We start from the raw sequence: 17,672 nt of genomic DNA on the forward strand, positions 1-17,672 counted from the left end.
TTATGAAGAGGCTGAAAGACAAATGGTTTTCATCTTATGAGTGGATGATCGCTTTTCGTTACATGATTCCCAATAAAAAACATGTTGTTGCATCTGTTATTTCAATTATTTCTCTTATTGGGATTATGTTGGGCGTATTTGCTCTGGTTGTTGTTATGGCGGTGATGAATGGCTTTCGTTCAGAGCTTCTCAATCGTATTCTTGGTATGAATGGGCATCTTATTGTTCAAACAGTTGATTCTGGTTTTTCTGATTATAAGACTCTTATTTCTTCTTTAGAATCTACAAAGGGTGTGAAGTTTGCTTTGCCTGTTATTGAAGGTCAAGCGCTTGTTCAAGGTGAAGTTCAAGGTGGCTCTGGCGCATTAGTTCGTGGTATGCGCAAACAAGATCTAGAAAAGCTTAAAACAGTCTCTCAAAACATTAAATTAGGATCGATTTCTCGGTTTGATAAAGAAGAAGGTGTTGCAATTGGAAGTGGCTTAGCAGAAAAATTGGGGCTGACAGTTGGAAGAGATATTCGTATTATTACTCCAGATGGTGATGAGACTCCTTTTGGCGTTACACCACGTGTGAAAGCTTATAAAGTCGTTGCTATTTTTGAAGTTGGTATGTCTGAATATGATTCAATATTTATCTTTATGCCTCTCCATGAAGCACAAATGTTTTTTAATTTGGGAGATAAGGTTCAGTCTTTAGAATTATTTCTAAATGATCCTGATGCTGTTGATCAAATAAAACCTGTTGTAGAAAAAACAGTTGATCAACAGGTCTATTTAATTGATTGGCGTACCCGCAATCAGGCTTTTTTTTCAGCCTTACAGATTGAACGAAATGTTATGTTTTTCATTCTTTCTCTGATCGTTCTTGTTGCTGCTTTAAATATTATTTCAGGGCTGATTATGCTTGTAAAAGATAAAAGTCATGATATTGCGATTTTACGCACGATGGGGGCTCAACAGAGTGCGATTTTGCGTATATTTATCATTACAGGAATGATGATTGGTTTTATTGGAACTATATTGGGTTTAGTTTTAGGTGTTATTGCGACCGCGAATATTAATCATATCCAAGACTTTATATCTTGGTTATTTAATGTCGACGTTTTTAATCCTCAACTTTATTTTTTAACAAAATTGCCTGCACAAATTGAGTGGAAACAGACCATCTTGGTTGCTATGATGGCTTTATTTTTGTCGTTTCTTGCTGCTCTCATTCCGGCATGGCGTGCTGCTAAGCTAGATCCCGTACAAGCTTTGAGGTATGAATAATGACAGCTATTTTAGAGCTTGTAGAGATTGAAAGACACTTTTTCGAGAGTCATAAGCCGCTTATTGTTTTAGATAAAGCGAATTTTATTCTTAATCGTGGAGAGCTTGTCGCACTTGTTGCACCATCTGGTGCTGGAAAATCAACACTTCTTCATATTGCTGGATTATTAGAAAAACCAACAGCTGGTGATGTGATGTTACGGGGTATTTCTTGTGCAAAGCGCTCTGATAGTGAGCGAACAGCTATAAGACGAAATGATATTGGTTTTGTTTATCAATTTCATCATTTACTTCCAGAGTTTACGGCGTTAGAAAATGTCATGGTACCGCAAATGATAGCAGGATTAAAAAAATCCATAGCAGAAGATCGTGCGCGCAAATTATTGACGTATCTGCGTGTTTCTCATCGTGCTAACCATCGTCCCTCAGAGTTATCGGGAGGAGAACAACAACGTGTTGCTATTGCACGTGCAGTAGCAAATGGCCCTTCGGTTCTTTTGGCTGATGAACCTACGGGGAATCTTGATCCAGTAACTTCAGCTTATGTTTTTCAAGCTTTATCTATCCTTGTTCGCCAGTCGGGTCTTTCTGCTCTTATTGCAACACATAATTACGCTTTGGCTAAGCAAATGCATCGTCGAATTACACTTAAAGAACAAAAGATTATAGAACTTCCTTAAAAGCAAGGTACAAATTTTATACGACTAATTGAATAGTTTATATTACTTTATTCAAGGAGATTTTTTATGACAGTTTTTGTCGTTGACAAAAATCAATTAGATGTGCGTCGTCGTCGATTGATTTTTCGTGCATGGCATCGCGGTATTCGTGAAATGGATCTCATTTTTGGACATTATGTCGATGCTCATATTACTGAAATGAATGATAAAACGCTCTCTGAACTTGAATATATTATGTCTTTTGATGATCGTGATTTACTCACATGGATTACTGGAGAAGTTTCGCCACCCTCTGAAGTTGATAGTCCACTTTTTCGTGATATTGCCAATTATCGTACTTGCTTAAGTTATTAATCCCGATGCCTATATTTAAAAAAATTGTTATTCCCAAAAATAATTCTGTTCGTATGATTTTTGATGGAGTTCCTGATGGATTCGAAGCCTTTGCGCTTGCTAAATTAAGTTCAGAAATTGCACAAGGTAAACCGCTCATCTATGTTGTCCGCGACGGAACAAAAATTGTTCATTTACAACAAGTTTTAAATTTTATTGAGCCAAATTTACCCATACTTCAATTTCCTGCATGGGATTGTTTGCCCTATGATCGTGTGTCACCAGGAATTGCTGTTATGGCACGTCGACTATCAGCATTGGCACACATAGCAAATTTACGTAAAGATCCGCATCCTGCAATTATATTAACAACAGCAAATGCGATTATGCAAAAGTTACCTCCTCGTGAAATGATAGAAGCTCAGCTTATTCACGCACGTGTTGGCCAGCGCAATAACATGGGAAATCTTATTCAGTTTTTAGAAACCAATGGTTTTGAACGCGTTACGGTTGTCCGTGATGTTGGTGAGTTTGCTGTAAGAGGAGGAATACTTGATATCTTTTCTCCCATGGATGTTGAACCTTTACGTCTTGATTTTTTTGGAGATACCCTAGAAAGTATCCGCATATTTGATCCAGAAAGTCAAAGGACAACAGGCCAAAAAACTGAACTTTTATTACAGGCAATGAGTGAGGTTGTTCTTACACCAGAATGCATAAGCCGTTTTAAGAGCAATTATACCCGTACATTTGGTGTATCACAAAAAAATAACATGCTTTATGAAGCAATTGCTCAAGGTCGGCGTTTTGCCGGTATGGAACATTGGCTTCCATTTTTTTATGAAAACCTTGATAGTTTTTTTGACCATTGTGGCAACTTACCGATAGTTTTTGAGCATCTCATAGAAGAAGCCTTCATTGAACGCTATCGTCTTATTGAGGACTATTATAACGCGCGCAAAGAGCGCGAAAATGATGAAAAAAATTCTACTTCTTATCATCCAATAGATCCTAGTCTTTTCTATTTAACGCCAGAGCGTGTTTTGGAGAGTGTGCAACAATCTTCACAGCGTATTGATTTTTCGCCTTTTAATATTCCACAAAGTTTGGAAAAAACTGTTATTCACACCAATGTTAAACAGGGATATGATTTTGTAAAAGAGCGTAATGCGCAAGAAAAAAATGTTTTTTCAAGTGTTATTGATCATATCGCATCTTTACGCACTGCTGGTAAAAAAGTGCTTTTAGCGTGTTGGAGTGAAGGATCTCTCAATCGTTTGCTACAAGTTCTCGATGAGCATGGATTGAAAAAAATAGATGTTGCAAAATCCTTGCAAACTGTCAAAGCAACACCACGAGATCGCATATTAGCAGCTGTTATCATGATAGAACATGGTTTTGAGGCTGAAGATTTGGCTGTTATAGCAGAGCAAGATATCCTTGGCGATCGTTTTATAAGATCGCCAAAGCGGCGTAAAAATAATACAAATTTTATTTCTGAAATTTCTGCTTTAAATTCTGGTGATATTATTGTGCATATCGACCACGGTATTGGCCAATTTGTTGGTCTTAAAACCATCAAAACTACTGGAATTTTACGAGATTGTCTTGAAATTAGATATGCTGGAGGTGATTTACTCTTTTTACCTGTTGAAAATATTGAGCTTCTCTCACGTTATGGCTCAGAAGGAACAGAGGTAACTTTAGATAAATTAGGGGGGGGTGCTTGGCAAGCACGTAAAGCTCGGCTTAAAAAACATTTATTGGAAATGGCAGGGCAATTAATTCGTATAGCTGCAGAGCGTATGACTCGTGCTGCGCCTGCTTTACTTCCACCAATTGGACCATTTGATGAGTTTGTTGCTTGCTTTCCCTATGAAGAAACGGAAGATCAAATGAATGCAATTGATGCTGTTTTAGACGATTTAGCCTCAGGAAAGCCTATGGATCGCTTGATATGCGGTGATGTTGGTTTTGGAAAAACCGAAGTAGCCATTCGAAGTGCTTTTGTCGCAGCATTAAATGGATATCAGGTTGCTGTTGTTGTACCGACAACTTTACTTTCACGTCAACATTACAAGACATTTATTTCTCGTTTTCAAGGATTACCGGTTAAAATTGGACATGCTTCAAGGCTTGTAAAAGCGAAAGAACTTGCACAAGTAAAAAAAGGTGTTTCAGATGGTACAATCGATATTGTCATTGGAACCCATGCATTATTAAGTGGTGCCGTTAATTTTTTACGGTTAGGCCTTCTCATCATTGATGAGGAGCAACATTTTGGTGTCAAACACAAAGAGCGTTTAAAAGAGCTTAAAAGTGATATTCATGTTCTCACACTTTCAGCAACTCCCATACCACGCACTTTAGGATTAGCATTATCGGGTGTACGTGAACTTTCATTGATAACAACGCCCCCCATTGATAGAATGGCGGTTCGTACTTTTATTTCACCTTTTGATGCACTTGTTATACGAGAGACCCTGCTTCGAGAATATTATCGTGGCGGACAAAGTTTCTATGTTTGTCCTCGTATTTCTGATCTGGCTTTTGTAGAAGAATATCTCAAAACACATGTGCCAGAACTGAAATTCGTTGTGGCTCATGGACAAATGCCGGCTGGACAACTTGATGATATCATGAATGCATTTTATGATGGGCAATATGATGTTTTGCTATCGACAACCATTATTGAATCTGGTCTTGATATTCCAACAGCCAATACCCTAATTGTGCATCGCGCTGAGATGTTTGGTCTTTCTGCACTCTATCAGTTACGAGGGAGGGTAGGGCGCTCAAAACAACGTGCTTATGCACTTTTTACATTTCCTGCTGGTAAAGTTTTGACAGCTGCTGCTGATCGCCGTCTTAAAGTTTTACAATCTCTTGACACCTTGGGGGCCGGTTTTCAATTGGCAAGCCATGACATGGATATCCGCGGTTCAGGCAATTTTTTAGGTGAAGAGCAATCGGGGCATATTAAAGAAGTTGGATTTGAACTCTATCAAAAAATGCTTGAAGAAGCTGTTGCTGAATTAAAAGATGGAGAGCTAAATGAAGATAAGCAATGGTCTCCTCAAATTTCACTTGGTACAACAGTGATGATACCAGAAAGTTTCGTGCCTGACTTGCCATTACGTATGGGGCTTTATCGTCGTTTAACAGAACTTGATGATTTAGAACAAATTGATGAATTTGCAGCGGAGTTAATTGATCGCTTTGGTCCTTTACCGCTTGAAGTTCAACACCTTCTTAAAGTCTTTTATATCAAAACATTGTGTCGAAAAGCGCATGTAGAAAAATTGGATACTGGACCAAAGGGGATTGTTATACAGTTTCGCAATAATTATTTTGCAAATAGTGTTGCTCTTGTTCAGTGGGTTGGAAAACAAGGTTCGATGGCAAAAATTCGACCAGATCAAAGTATTGCTCTTATTCGTGATTGGTCCACAGCGGATGAAAGGCTTGTTGGAGCAGCGAATATTATGACACAGCTTGTCGAAATGGCAGAACAACATTCTGTTTAAAAAATTTCTTTATTGTTTCAGAACTGTTACTCATTTTTATAAAATCATTCTATAAAAACAAACAGTTATTGATTTTGTATAAGAATAAAATTTAAGTTTATAATAAAGAACCCTTTATATATTTATTTTGTTTTTATTATATACGTATTGATATAATGAAGCAAATAGATTAGACGGTTTAACCGCATTAAATAGCACTTGCATATAATAAGCTCCTGTAAATTTTTTAGAAAGAAAAAATTTAGGTAAAGATAGCATGCTTTCTTCATTACAAAAGTGTCTAACTATCGTTTTTTTATTACTCACTTTGATATATGGCGTAAAAGACGCTCACGCTGAGTTATCTTCTGATGAACAATACCAACATTTAAAAAACAAAAGAAAGAATATTAAAGAGAGCATACAATTTATTGAAGAAAGTATGTCTCATTTGGATATTTGGAAAAAAAATATTTCTAAAGCAGAGTACTATGAGCGTTTGCAGGAACAGAATAAGTTATACAAAAAACTGAAAACTCTGAAGAATGAATATTATAATCTTGGTTCGAAATTACAGGATCTAGCTGAAAAAAAACAAAAAATTATCTCTAGAATACATATAGCGAGAGAGTACGAAGTAGGGGAGTATGAAGAAAAGTTGATTAAAACAAAAGACTATTTAAAAAAAACTCAAATGTTTAATGAATGGGGAATGAATGAGAAAAGTGGAGGTGATGATGAGATCATGAAAAATTATCTCATGTTTATTATTGCTTGCAACACGTTAGCGGATATATTGCAGAGTGATATAGGTGCTATTTTGCGCAAAGATTTTGATTGGAAAGATAAAGATTTTAGTTGGGCTAAAGGCGCAAATAATTCAATAAGTCCTAGTTTAGTCAGGGATATTAAAGAATTACTAACAGATGGCTCTTATAGTTATGAAAAACAAATATTTGACGATATAAAAAATAGTCTTACAGGAGATAATTGGTTTGTTAAAAATGCACCTGAGCTTTGTAGAACCATTAAAGAAGTACATAATATAATGCTGCCAAGCAAGAAAAAGAATATTATAGATCGTATGCGTTCTCATGTTGAAGAATTATTCAATTAAAAAGTATTATTTGATTTATGTATAAGTATATTAAAAATAGAAAAATACTTAATTTTTATTAATAGTATAGTTTATAAAATTTATAAAAAATAATGATATAATAATAGCCTATTAAAAATTTACTTAGATAAATACATAGAAATTAAGATAATATACTAAACAATAATTAAAATAGGTTAGTGATAATATATTTTAAAATTTTTGTTTTTAATTATTATTTATAATAAATTAATTTTATACACATAAGATATTATCTATTGTTCTTATCATATAAGATATATTAAATAATAAACTCATATATCTTTTTTATGTTTTCTTTTTATGCATAATTTTTTGTGCTTGTAGTTTTTTATTTTTATCTGATTAATTATTTTAATGACGATACATCTCATATCATAAATCTTGTTTCATTAATACAATAAGAGAAATATTTATAGCTCTAAGTTGTGTTATATATGGAAACAAAATGATATTTTAAATTCATTTTTCTTAAAACTTAAATCATTAATGATTTATATCTTTGATGTTGTGAAAGCTGAAAAGAATTTATCATTTTAGAAGATTCTTTTATTTGAGAAATAACTTAAAATAAATTGATAAAAGCTACATTTTTTATTCACGTTATAAAGCTGAGAGATGATATTTGTACAGAGGTGCAATAATAGATGTATAATATATGAGCATAAATTTATTATGGCTTTGGGCACGTGAGATGATTCATAGGGGGAATTCCTTTGTTCAGTAGTTTTATCTATAAAACTAACTCTGCTTGTGATGTACAAGTGGATAAATTTTATTGATTCAATATAAGAGAGGTTTGCGCTATTAGGATCTTTCATACAATATAGAAATAGAAAAAAGATAAATTATTATTATAAATTAATATGTTATTATATTTTAAGAAAGTTTATTATAAATAAAATATTTTCAGCAATTATAGATTTTCTCTCTAAGAAAATGTGTTGTTTAATTAAGAAAAAAGTACTTCTTTAGTAACGTATTTTTAAACTAAACTTTTTAGTTAAACGCTATGGAATATAAAATTTTTATTACAAAAGCATATCACCATTGTTTTGTGAACAAGGGCAGAAAATTGTTCATTAGCAAAAAGTTCTCTTACAATTATGCAGAAAATTTAGACAATCAGTGGTTTTAATTCATTAAATGTTTCAATAATATCGTAGATGATTTTGTATTTGTGTATCACACGAATCACATAAGGAAAAAAGTAAAATTTATCTGATATTTCGGAGCTTCATGCATTACAACAGCTGTTGCTAAGGCTCCACGAGCTTAACATGAAGAGTAACAAATGTAAAAAGTTTAATTAGTAAGATTTTTAGAGTAGTATGGGAGTTTATTTTAATTAATATTGCAATATTGATTCGTTTGTGTAATCTTAGCTTAAATGCACAGAGGTGTTTTATGGATAGATTGCATCAAACACCAATATGATAAAGAGGGGAATTATATGGGTGTATAAAAATTAGAATAGCTCGTTGTATTTTTTCTCTAAATTTGACTTTTTTTTTTATATTGAAGTAAAAATAGTAAAATTAAGTGTTATTTCATTATAATTTAATAAATTTAAGTTGGAATTATATTTAATATTTTTTTGAAGTTACTTAAAAGCGCGTTGAAAGGATTAACTTAATCATGTCGCATAAAAATGTTTATTCTGCTGTTTCAGTATTAGTTGGAGCCGCTGCCCTTTTTCTTATAGCTGGTATTTCTGCAAATGCGCAAACTTTATCACAAGGTTGGTACAAAGTTTGCAGTAAGCAGCATGATGTTGATATTTGTAATACAATGAATACTGTATTATCGAATACGGGACAACCTTTAACGGCTTTTAATCTTGTTGAAATAAAAGGGAAGCAAAATGAAAAACGTATAGGTATTCAAGTACCTACAGGTCGTTTTTTGCCAGAAGGTGTTCACATTAAAATTGGTGACGACTTCTCTAAAAAAATTCCTTATATTATTTGTAATGGACCAAGTTGTATTGCCAATGATGTCTTAGATGATAAGCTTATAGCTGCTATGAAAAGTGGTACAAAAATGGTTGTAACCACAGTTAATTTCCGTGGTTCAGCTAATCCTATTGAATTTTCTCTTAATGGGTTTACAGCAGCCTATACCGGTCCTGGTATGGAGGAAAAAGATTTCCAACAAGAACAAATAAAGATGCAGCAAGCTATTCAATCAAAGCAAAAAGAAATTGAAGATCGTATGCGGGCTGAGCAAGAAAAAGCAAAACAAAAGTGATAAACCCACACCATAGAATTGGTTGAAACGTCTTCTATAATTATTTATTTAAACCGCCACAGTTTTCTGTGGCGGTTTTTTTATCTTTAATTTTTCGAAAGAATTCTGCGTTTCCACCAACCAACACGTTCAGTTTTGGAAGAATCATTAGGCGTTGATGAAACAACAACGGGTTGATTAATTGTTTTTTCAATTTGGGAAGGAGAGGTTTCAACAACTTCCTCCATCTCGATTATAGTTTCTTTCTCTAATACTTTTTGTATTTGCGTTGTCTCTTTAGACGATGATTTTTTACGTGTTCCACGTGTTGACTTTTTACTATTTTCAAGAGTTTTATCTTCTACTTTATGAATAGATTTGTCTGCTTTTTTTGTTTTAGCTTTACGTACTGAACTAGTTTTAGGTTTTTCTTCAAGAGATTTTTGTTCTACGACATTTTGATCATTCTCTAAAGAAAGTTGATTTTCTACTACTTTTGAAGAACGTATTTTACGTTTTTTAGGTTTAATACTTGTATCATTTTTTTCAGATTCACCCTGTTGTTGTATATCTAGAGCTTGTGTATTATTTTTTGTTTCTTCAAGTTCAAAAGATTTAGCAGGTGAAACACGATGTTTGCGGTGTGCTGCTTTAATTTCTGCTAAAGCCTGCTTAGCAAAATCTCCCACTGGTTCTGCGTAAGGAATGCGAATCTGATGAAAACTATTATCTTGATTGCGTCGACCACCACGACGTCCTCGACGACGTCCTCGACGAAAAGAATCATCACTCAAGGTATCTTCTTTTTTATGAACGTTGGAGAGAGAATGATCAGTAATTTCATCGTGACGATTTTTGCGCCGACGCTTTTGGTTTGTTTCAATGGGAGAAGGATTTTCAATAGATTCACTTTCTATGAAAACAGAATCTTCAATTTCTTGCTTATTAACATCTTCCAATGAAGGTCGAGAAATGCTCTCTGCTATTGAGCCTTTAGAAATAACAAGATGTTGCGTTCCAATACTATCATCTGCTTCAATACTAATATTAAGCTTAAAGCGAGTTTCTAAATTAACAAGAATGTTGCGTTTATGATTTAATACATAAAGCGCTGTTGCTACGGGTGTGCGCACGATAATATTATATTGCGAATTATGAAGAAGATATTCTTCAATTGAGCGCATGACATGTAACGCAATTGATGATTCAGAACGTATATTTCCTGTTCCTGCGCAATGCGGGCAGGGTTGTGTTGTACTTTCTAAAACCGATATGCGAATACGTTGACGACTCATTTCTAAAAGGCCGAAGTGTGAAATATGACCTACTTGAATACGAGCACGATCGTTTTTTAAACAATCTTTTAATTTTTTTTCGACCAGCTTTACATTGCGTTCTTCAAGCATATCAATAAAATCAATCACAATTAAACCAGCAAGGTCACGCAAGCGTAATTGACGCGCTACTTCTTCAGCAGCTTCAAGGTTAGTTTGTAAAGCTGTCTTTTCGACAGAGAATTCTTTCGTAGAGCGACCAGAATTTACGTCAATAGCAACAAGTGCTTCTGTTTGATTAATAACAAGATAACCACCAGATTTTAAAGAAACCTGTGGTTGCAACATTTTATCAAGTTGAATTTCAATATTATTTCTTGCAAAAATGGGTGTAGGATCACGGTAAGGTTGCACAACTTTTGCATGGCTTGGCATGAGCATACGCATAAAGTCTTTCGCTTCACGATATCCTTGGTCTCCAGAGACAAGAATTTCACTAATGTTCTTATTATAAAGATCTCGTATAGAACGCTTGATGAGATTACTTTCTTCATGGACAAGGCATGGCGCCGTTGACTCGAGTGTCAAAGTGCGAATAGTATCCCATAACCGCATAAGATATTCATAATCACGTTTAATTTCAGCTTTTGTTCTGTTGGCTCCAGCTGTTCGTAAGATAACGCCCATACCTTTTGGAACGGCTAATTCTTTTACGATTTCTTTAAGACGCTTACGATCTTGTACGTTCGTAATTTTTCGTGAAATACCACCACCACGTGCTGTGTTGGGCATTAGAACAGAATAACGACCTGCTAAAGACAGATATGTTGTAAGGGCAGCACCTTTATTACCACGCTCTTCTTTGATGACTTGTACCAACAAAATTTGACGTCGTTTAATGACTTCTTGAATTTTATATTGGCGCCCTTGTTTTCTTTGATAAATTGGGAGCTCTTCACGGATGTCCTCAGCACCAACCATTTCGATCTCATCATAAGAGATATCGGCATTTAATGCTTCTTCTGTATTATCAATTATTGTTGATTCAGATGTGATATCATTTTCAATATCGGCTGCTATGACATTGTTTTTTCCATTTTTTTTTGTTCTTCTGGAGCGTTTTTTATTTTTAGTTGCTTCTTCTGTAAAGGAATCTACAGAATTTTCTCCTACAGCTGCTTTTTCCTCTTCTTCAAGAAGAGCAAGGCGATCAGCAATAGGAATTTGATAATAATCAGGATGAATTTCAGAAAATGTTAAAAAACCATGTCGGTTTCCACCATATTCAACAAAAGCTGCTTGGAGAGACGGTTCTACACGCGTAATACGTGCGAGATAAATATTCCCCTTGAGCTGTTTTCTATGTTCTGATTCAAAATCAAGTTCTTCAATTTTGTTGCCGTGAACAACAACAACACGTGTTTCCTCCGGATGGGAGGCATCTATAAGCATTTTGTTTGACATAAGCTAATATCCTGAAGGCGACATGCACAATTTCATTCAAACGAACGCTATAACTATTCGTAAATATAAAAGGCTGTCTGCCATAAAAGGGAGGTACCAGAAAAACAGGACGGAACACCACGTGCAAAGGCATGACTGCATTTACACCATTTCTCATCATTATCTCCATCTGTTTTTTATGACTCATATTTCTTAAAAGTCTCCGGTAAAATAATCTTTAAAACAGTTCGGATATCCGAACCAACGAATCTTAAGTAATGCAATCCTAATTGTTATAACATAGAAATTTTTCATCCATAAAAAAGTCTCAATGCATAATAGGCAAAAAACCTCTAAAGACAACTTAATATGAGTTACAGATAATTTAGATGACTATTATCAGCTAGGAAGCATAAATATTCTTTTATGTTGATATCATGCGTTTGGCAAGTAACAATGTAAATCATGTATAATGATAATGTCTTTAATGACCTTAATTTCGTTTTTGGGTGTTTATTTAGCTTTTATTGAAAAATAGAGAATAAATTGGTGTATCGTTTTTATATAACCAAGATAAATTATTACAAATGTAATGTAGAGTATTTTGCTTATGATAAGAGTTTTCTTTACCAAAAAGCTGAAAATAGCTTATGGGAATGTTATTGTGCTTGTCACATACTTTTTATTATTATTTTTGCTATTCCAAACCAGTGTTCAAGCCGCAGATCCTCTGAGACTTATTAATTTTCGAACCATTGGTGATAGTGTTCATACGCGTATTATTGCGGTTTTCAATTCAAAACCAAATGTTCGTTTACAGATTTTGGACAGGCCAGCACGGTTGGTGATCAATTTACCTACAATTGATTTTTCGATGCAAAATACGCCTTTAAAGAAACAGAATACATTATCCGTTATGCTTTCAGATGTGCGTTATGCTTTTTCTGACATGCAGACTTCACGCATTATTTTGACAAGTAAAACGCCCTTTGTAATTGAAAAAAGTGTCGTAAAAAAATTAAATAATGGTTTATGGCAGTTGCTGATTGATATTCGTAAAACTACACTAGAAAAATTTGATGAAATATTAAAAAAACAGCAAAAAACCAATTTTGATACAAAAACGCAGTTAATGCCAGCATATAATTTCCGTGTTGTTCTTGATCCTGGTCATGGTGGTATTGATGGCGGTGCACGGGGTGTTACTGGAGTTTTAGAAAAAGATGTGACTTTAGACTTTGCGCGTGCATTGCGAGACGAATTACAAAAGGATTCTCATATTACTGTTGCTTTAACGCGAGATTCCAATATTTTTTTAAGACTAAGTGAAAGAGTTAAAAAAGCGCAAGAGTTCGATGCTGATCTTTTTATATCTATTCATGCAGATACGATTGATCTACATTCTCTTCGCGGCGCTACAGTGTATACCATATCAGACAAAGCCTCTGATGACATTGCAAAATCTTTAGCTGAAAATGAAAATAAAGTTGATTTGCTGGATGGTTTGCCTGCAGATGAAACACTCGAAGTTACAGATATTTTGATGGATCTTACACGACGTGAAACACATACATTTTCGGTTAATTTTGCAAATAGTGTTATTTCAAGTTTATCAAAGAATCATATTAACTTGATTAATAACCCACATCGGTATGCTAATTTTCAAGTTTTAAGAGCTTCAGATATACCCTCCGTCTTGATAGAGATAGGTTATTTATCCAATAAAGAGGACGAAAAGTTATTAAATGATCCTCATTGGAGAAAACAAATGGCAGCCTCTATTGCTCATTCTATTCGTCAATTTGCTCATTATAGGCAGAAAATGATACAGCCTCTTTAAATTTGTGAGAAAATAGAGTATCAATATGGGGTTCTAGTGTACCTTAGTATAAATAAAAGATAGAAAACAATTTCTCTTGATCTCAATCTTGTGGTGATATCCGCTTGGTGTGTTTGAAGTAACGTGTTTTTTCTTTGATTAATTCTTAAGAAAGCGATAGCCGTTTTTATGATGATTTTTTTAAGATATCTTCTTCGTTTTTTTGTTGCTATTGGACTTTGTGGAGCAATAACGTGGGGTGTTATGACCAGTGGTCAAGCAAATGCACTCCCTGATTATGAAGTTCTTTCACTTTATGAGCCGCCGGTAATGACCCGCGTCCATGCTTCTGATGGCCGTCTTATGGCAGAGTTTGCAACAAAACATCGCCTCTATTTACCAATTCAATCAATACCAAAGCTTGTTATAAATGCTTTTATTTCGGCTGAAGACAAAAACTTTTATCATCATTTTGGTTTAGATCCCGAAGGACTTTCTCGAGCTTTGATCAATAATATTCGTAACATTGGTTCTGGAAGACGCCCAGAGGGTGCATCAACTATAACGCAACAAGTCGCTAAAAACTTTCTTTTAAGTTCAGAAACAACGTTAGAGCGTAAATTTAAGGAAGCTATTTTAGCAATGCGTATTGAGAAAACTTATTCAAAGGATCATATTCTCGAACTTTATCTCAATGAAATTTATCTGGGTCGTGGTACTTATGGTATAGCAGCTGCTTCTTTGACCTATTTCAATAAATCCGTCAATGATCTGACGCTAGAACAATGTGCTTATTTGGCTGCTCTTCCAAAAGGGCCAGCAAATTATGATCCATTTAAGAATACACAACGTGCTATTGATCGGCGCAATTGGGTTATAGATCGGATGATTGCAAATGGATATGTAACGCGTGAACAAGGTGAAAAAGCGAAAGCTAAACCTTTAGGAGCGACAATACGTGGGAGTGATAGCTATGTTTTTGCGGCTGATTATTTTACTGAAGAAGTGCGCCGTCGTTTAATACATCGCTATGGGGCTAAGACACTTTATGAAGGTGGGCTTTCCATTCGTACAACGCTTGATCCGCATTTACAACTTATTGCGCGACGTGCTTTGCACGCTGGATTAATTAGATTTGATCATTCGCAAGGATGGCGTGGAGCTTATGCGCATATCGATGAAAAAGGTGATTGGGGGATAGAACTTGCAAATATCACGGGGCTAAGTGATGTTCCTGAATGGCGTTTAGCTGTTGTTCTTTCTGCTAATCCCAATAAAGTAGAGATTGGTTTGCAGCCACAGCGCGAAGCTTCGGGTATATTATCAAAAAAACGGGAAATTGCTGTTTTATCTGAATCTGATTCAAAATGGGCACTCCATGTTGTAAAAGAAAATGGTTATCGAAAAACTGTTCAGAACTTATCTCATGTTCTGCAAGTTGGGGATGTCATTTTTGTTGAAAAACTATCCAATACAAACAACACTTATCGTTTACAACAAATTCCAAAGGTTGAAGGTGCAATTGTTGCTATGGAACCTCATACAGGGCGCGTTCTTGCTATGGTGGGAGGATTTTCTTTTGCTGCATCTGAATTCAATCGTGCAACCCAAGCTTATCGCCAACCGGGGTCTGCTTTTAAGCCTTTTGTTTATGCAGCAGCTCTTGATAACGGGTATACACCAGCATCCGTTGTTTTAGATGGCCCCATTGAAGTTCGTCAATATAATGGGGAAGTTTGGCAACCCAAAAATTATGGTGGTACCTTTGCAGGACCTTCAACGTTGCGTTATGGTATTGAGCGTTCTCGTAATCTTATGACAATACGGCTTGCCAATGATATGGGAATGCCTCTTGTCGCTGAATATGCAGAACGCTTTGGTATAGTGGACAAATTGCAGCCTTATCTTCCCATGGCTTTAGGGGCTGGTGAAACAACAGTATTACGAATGGTTACAGCTTATTCAGTTATTGCCAATGGGGGACGCTCTATTAAGCCTTCTCTGATAGACAGAATTCAAGATCGTTATGGAAAGACAATTTATCGTCATGATGATCGTATTTGTGAAAATTGTAATACGCCTTCATGGAATAATCAACGTGAACCCACATTGATTGATGAGCGAGATCAAGTTCTTGACCCTATGACAGCTTATCAGATTACCTCCATGATGGAAGGGGTTGTTCAGCGTGGTACTGCAGCACGTCTACGTTATCTTAATCGACATATTGCCGCTAAGACAGGGACAACCAATGACTCTAAAGATGTCTGGTTTATGGGATTTACTCCTGACATTGTCGTTGGTATTTTTATCGGCTACGATCAACCTGCTCCATTAGGATATAATGGAACCGGAAGTTCATTAGCTGCACCTATTTTTGGTGAGTTTATGGCAAATGCTCTTAAAGGAAAGCCAGATGTTCCCTTTAAGATGCCAAAGGGTATGATTTTAATGCCAATTAATCGGAAAACAGGAATGCTTGCGGAAAGAGGAGATCAAGATGTCATTATAGAAGCATTTAAACCAGGGACTGGTCCTGCTGATATATATCAAGTTATTGGGAGTACAAATTCTTTTCAAGAAGGTGTTCCTGCAGTAACTACTTCTCCACAAGTCAATAAAGCCCTTGAAAGTGGGACAGGTGGGCTGTATTAATCAACAAAATCTCCTTTCGCCATGAGTCTATAGTTTTTATTTTTTTTTACAGTGTCGGTCCTGTAAATAGAATGATAAGTCCGTGCTATTCCCTCACAGCAGCTATCAAATTTGTATAAAATTCTAGAGACATAACCAGAAAGAGTGTTAAAAAATACGGTGTTAAATTATGCGAGCAGAAATAGAAACATTAGTTGATGAAATCCAGAAAGCAATTCAATTGCTAAGGGGGCATCTTTGACTGGGATCAATCACTAAAACGTCTCGAATATCTTAATCAAAAAGCGGAAGATCCGTCATTATGGGATGATGCACAACAAGCACAGGATATGATGCGTGAGCGTCAACGTCTTGATGATTCAATCAATGGTCTTTTATCATTTACAAAAACACTTGAAGAATGCATTGAGCTTATCGCGATGGGCGAAGAAGAAAGTGATGTTGAAATTATCGCTGATGCAGAAAATTCAATACGTAATCTTAAAAATGAGATAGATAAAAGGCAAATTGATGTACTTCTTTCAGGAGAGGCGGATCCGAATGATACCTATTTAGAAGTTCATGCTGGAGCAGGGGGAACAGAAAGCCAAGATTGGGCTTCTATGCTCTTACGTATGTATATGCGCTGGGCTGAACAGCATGAAATGAAGGTTGAAATTTTAGAAATTCATGATGGAGAAGAAGCAGGAATAAAGTCAGCGACTATTCTTGTAAAAGGGCATAATGCTTATGGAATGTTAAAAACAGAATCAGGCGTTCATCGCTTGGTTCGGATTTCTCCATTTGATTCGAATGCAAAGCGCCATACCTCTTTTGCAAGCATTTGGGTTTATCCAGTTATTGATGACAATATTGAAGTTGATGTTTCAGAGGCAGATGTGCGTATTGATACATATCGTGCATCAGGAGCAGGAGGACAACATGTTAACACGACAGATTCCGCTGTTCGCATCACACATATAAAAACGGGTATTGTTGTTCAATGTCAAACAGAGCGTTCTCAACATAAAAATCGCGCTACGGCTTGGTCGATGTTGCGTGCACGGCTTTATGAAGAAGAGCTTAAAAAAAGAGAAGAAGAAACCAATGCTGCTGAATCTTCTAAAACAGAAATCGGATGGGGACATCAAATTAGATCTTATGTTCTTCAACCCTATCAGCTTGTCAAAGATTTGCGTACAGGGATTGAAAATACGGATCCACAATCCGTACTGAATGGTAATTTAGATGCATTTATAGAGGCAGCACTCGCACGGCGCATTTATGGACAAGACAAAGAAATTGAGGATATTCGTTAATTATATATCCTTCCTTCAAGCCATGTAGA

General features: G+C 35.4%; 10 protein-coding genes. 9 read left to right on the forward strand and 1 reads right to left on the reverse strand.

Annotated elements, in window-relative coordinates; all coding sequences use genetic code 11:
* Positions 1 to 2 precede the first annotated feature (2 nt).
* From ACFIJ8_RS02885 to ACFIJ8_RS02910, 6 genes are all read left to right on the forward strand, one after another.
* On the forward strand, positions 3 to 1,271 hold the full coding sequence (locus ACFIJ8_RS02885; protein ID WP_375638967.1) for a lipoprotein-releasing ABC transporter permease subunit: 1,269 nt from the start codon (positions 3 to 5) through the stop codon (positions 1,269 to 1,271).
* Positions 1,271 to 1,951 carry an ABC transporter ATP-binding protein gene (locus tag ACFIJ8_RS02890; protein ID WP_015856367.1) on the forward strand — a complete coding sequence of 227 codons (681 nt, stop codon included), beginning with the start codon at positions 1,271 to 1,273 and terminating at the stop codon, positions 1,949 to 1,951. The genes ACFIJ8_RS02885 and ACFIJ8_RS02890 overlap by 1 nt, the downstream gene beginning before the upstream one ends.
* A 66-nt stretch (positions 1,952 to 2,017) precedes the next feature.
* On the forward strand, positions 2,018 to 2,305 hold the full coding sequence (locus ACFIJ8_RS02895; RefSeq protein WP_375628437.1) for a succinate dehydrogenase assembly factor 2: 288 nt from the start codon (positions 2,018 to 2,020) through the stop codon (positions 2,303 to 2,305).
* A 5-nt stretch (positions 2,306 to 2,310) separates the two neighbouring features.
* Positions 2,311 to 5,811, forward strand: a complete 3,501-nt coding sequence (gene mfd / locus ACFIJ8_RS02900) for a transcription-repair coupling factor (RefSeq protein ID WP_375638968.1) — start codon at positions 2,311 to 2,313, stop codon at positions 5,809 to 5,811.
* A gap of 256 nt (positions 5,812 to 6,067) precedes the next feature.
* Positions 6,068 to 6,907, forward strand: a complete 840-nt coding sequence (locus ACFIJ8_RS02905; RefSeq protein WP_375638969.1) for a hypothetical protein — start codon at positions 6,068 to 6,070, stop codon at positions 6,905 to 6,907.
* Between the two features lie 1,656 nt (positions 6,908 to 8,563).
* The gene (locus ACFIJ8_RS02910; RefSeq protein WP_015856370.1) at positions 8,564 to 9,175 is read left to right on the forward strand and encodes an invasion associated locus B family protein; all 612 of its coding nucleotides are present in this window, start codon (positions 8,564 to 8,566) and stop codon (positions 9,173 to 9,175) included.
* Between the two features lie 86 nt (positions 9,176 to 9,261).
* Here ACFIJ8_RS02910 and ACFIJ8_RS02915 read toward each other — a convergent pair whose 3' ends face one another.
* Complete coding sequence (locus ACFIJ8_RS02915) at positions 9,262 to 11,892, reverse strand: ribonuclease E/G (protein WP_375638970.1); 2,631 nt, start codon at positions 11,890 to 11,892, stop codon at positions 9,262 to 9,264.
* A 589-nt stretch (positions 11,893 to 12,481) separates the two neighbouring features.
* Here ACFIJ8_RS02915 and ACFIJ8_RS02920 point away from each other — a divergent pair.
* From ACFIJ8_RS02920 to prfB, 3 genes are all read left to right on the forward strand, one after another.
* Positions 12,482 to 13,711, forward strand: coding sequence for an N-acetylmuramoyl-L-alanine amidase (locus tag ACFIJ8_RS02920; protein ID WP_273787983.1), 1,230 nt, complete (start codon positions 12,482 to 12,484; stop codon positions 13,709 to 13,711).
* A 168-nt stretch (positions 13,712 to 13,879) separates the two neighbouring features.
* Positions 13,880 to 16,345, forward strand: a complete 2,466-nt coding sequence (locus tag ACFIJ8_RS02925; RefSeq protein WP_375628429.1) for a penicillin-binding protein 1A — start codon at positions 13,880 to 13,882, stop codon at positions 16,343 to 16,345.
* A 169-nt stretch (positions 16,346 to 16,514) separates the two neighbouring features.
* Positions 16,515 to 17,643, forward strand: a protein-coding gene (gene prfB / locus ACFIJ8_RS02930; RefSeq protein WP_015856374.1) for a peptide chain release factor 2 whose coding sequence is annotated in 2 segments (ribosomal slippage) — positions 16,515 to 16,583 and positions 16,585 to 17,643 — 1,128 coding nt in all. Because the reading frame shifts where the segments join, the coding sequence is not laid out codon by codon here.
* Positions 17,644 to 17,672 lie beyond the last annotated feature (29 nt).

This window comes from Bartonella sp. MF74HXZ (assembly GCF_042194445.1).
Lineage (GTDB): Bacteria > Pseudomonadota > Alphaproteobacteria > Rhizobiales > Rhizobiaceae > Bartonella > Bartonella grahamii.

Bases quoted from the DNA above. Each gene is read 5' to 3' on its own strand.
- ACFIJ8_RS02920 (WP_273787983.1), top strand. From the start codon at position 12,482: ATGATAAGAGTTTTCTTTACCAAAAAGCTGAAAATAGCTTATGGGAAT.
- ACFIJ8_RS02910 (WP_015856370.1), top strand. From the start codon at position 8,564: ATGTCGCATAAAAATGTTTATTCTGCTGTTTCAGTATTAGTTGGAGCC.
- mfd (WP_375638968.1), top strand. From the start codon at position 2,311: ATGCCTATATTTAAAAAAATTGTTATTCCCAAAAATAATTCTGTTCGT.
- ACFIJ8_RS02925 (WP_375628429.1), top strand. From the start codon at position 13,880: ATGATGATTTTTTTAAGATATCTTCTTCGTTTTTTTGTTGCTATTGGA.
- ACFIJ8_RS02885 (WP_375638967.1), top strand. From the start codon at position 3: ATGAAGAGGCTGAAAGACAAATGGTTTTCATCTTATGAGTGGATGATC.
- ACFIJ8_RS02890 (WP_015856367.1), top strand. From the start codon at position 1,271: ATGACAGCTATTTTAGAGCTTGTAGAGATTGAAAGACACTTTTTCGAG.
- ACFIJ8_RS02915 (WP_375638970.1), bottom strand. From the start codon at position 11,892: ATGTCAAACAAAATGCTTATAGATGCCTCCCATCCGGAGGAAACACGT.
- ACFIJ8_RS02895 (WP_375628437.1), top strand. From the start codon at position 2,018: ATGACAGTTTTTGTCGTTGACAAAAATCAATTAGATGTGCGTCGTCGT.
- ACFIJ8_RS02905 (WP_375638969.1), top strand. From the start codon at position 6,068: ATGCTTTCTTCATTACAAAAGTGTCTAACTATCGTTTTTTTATTACTC.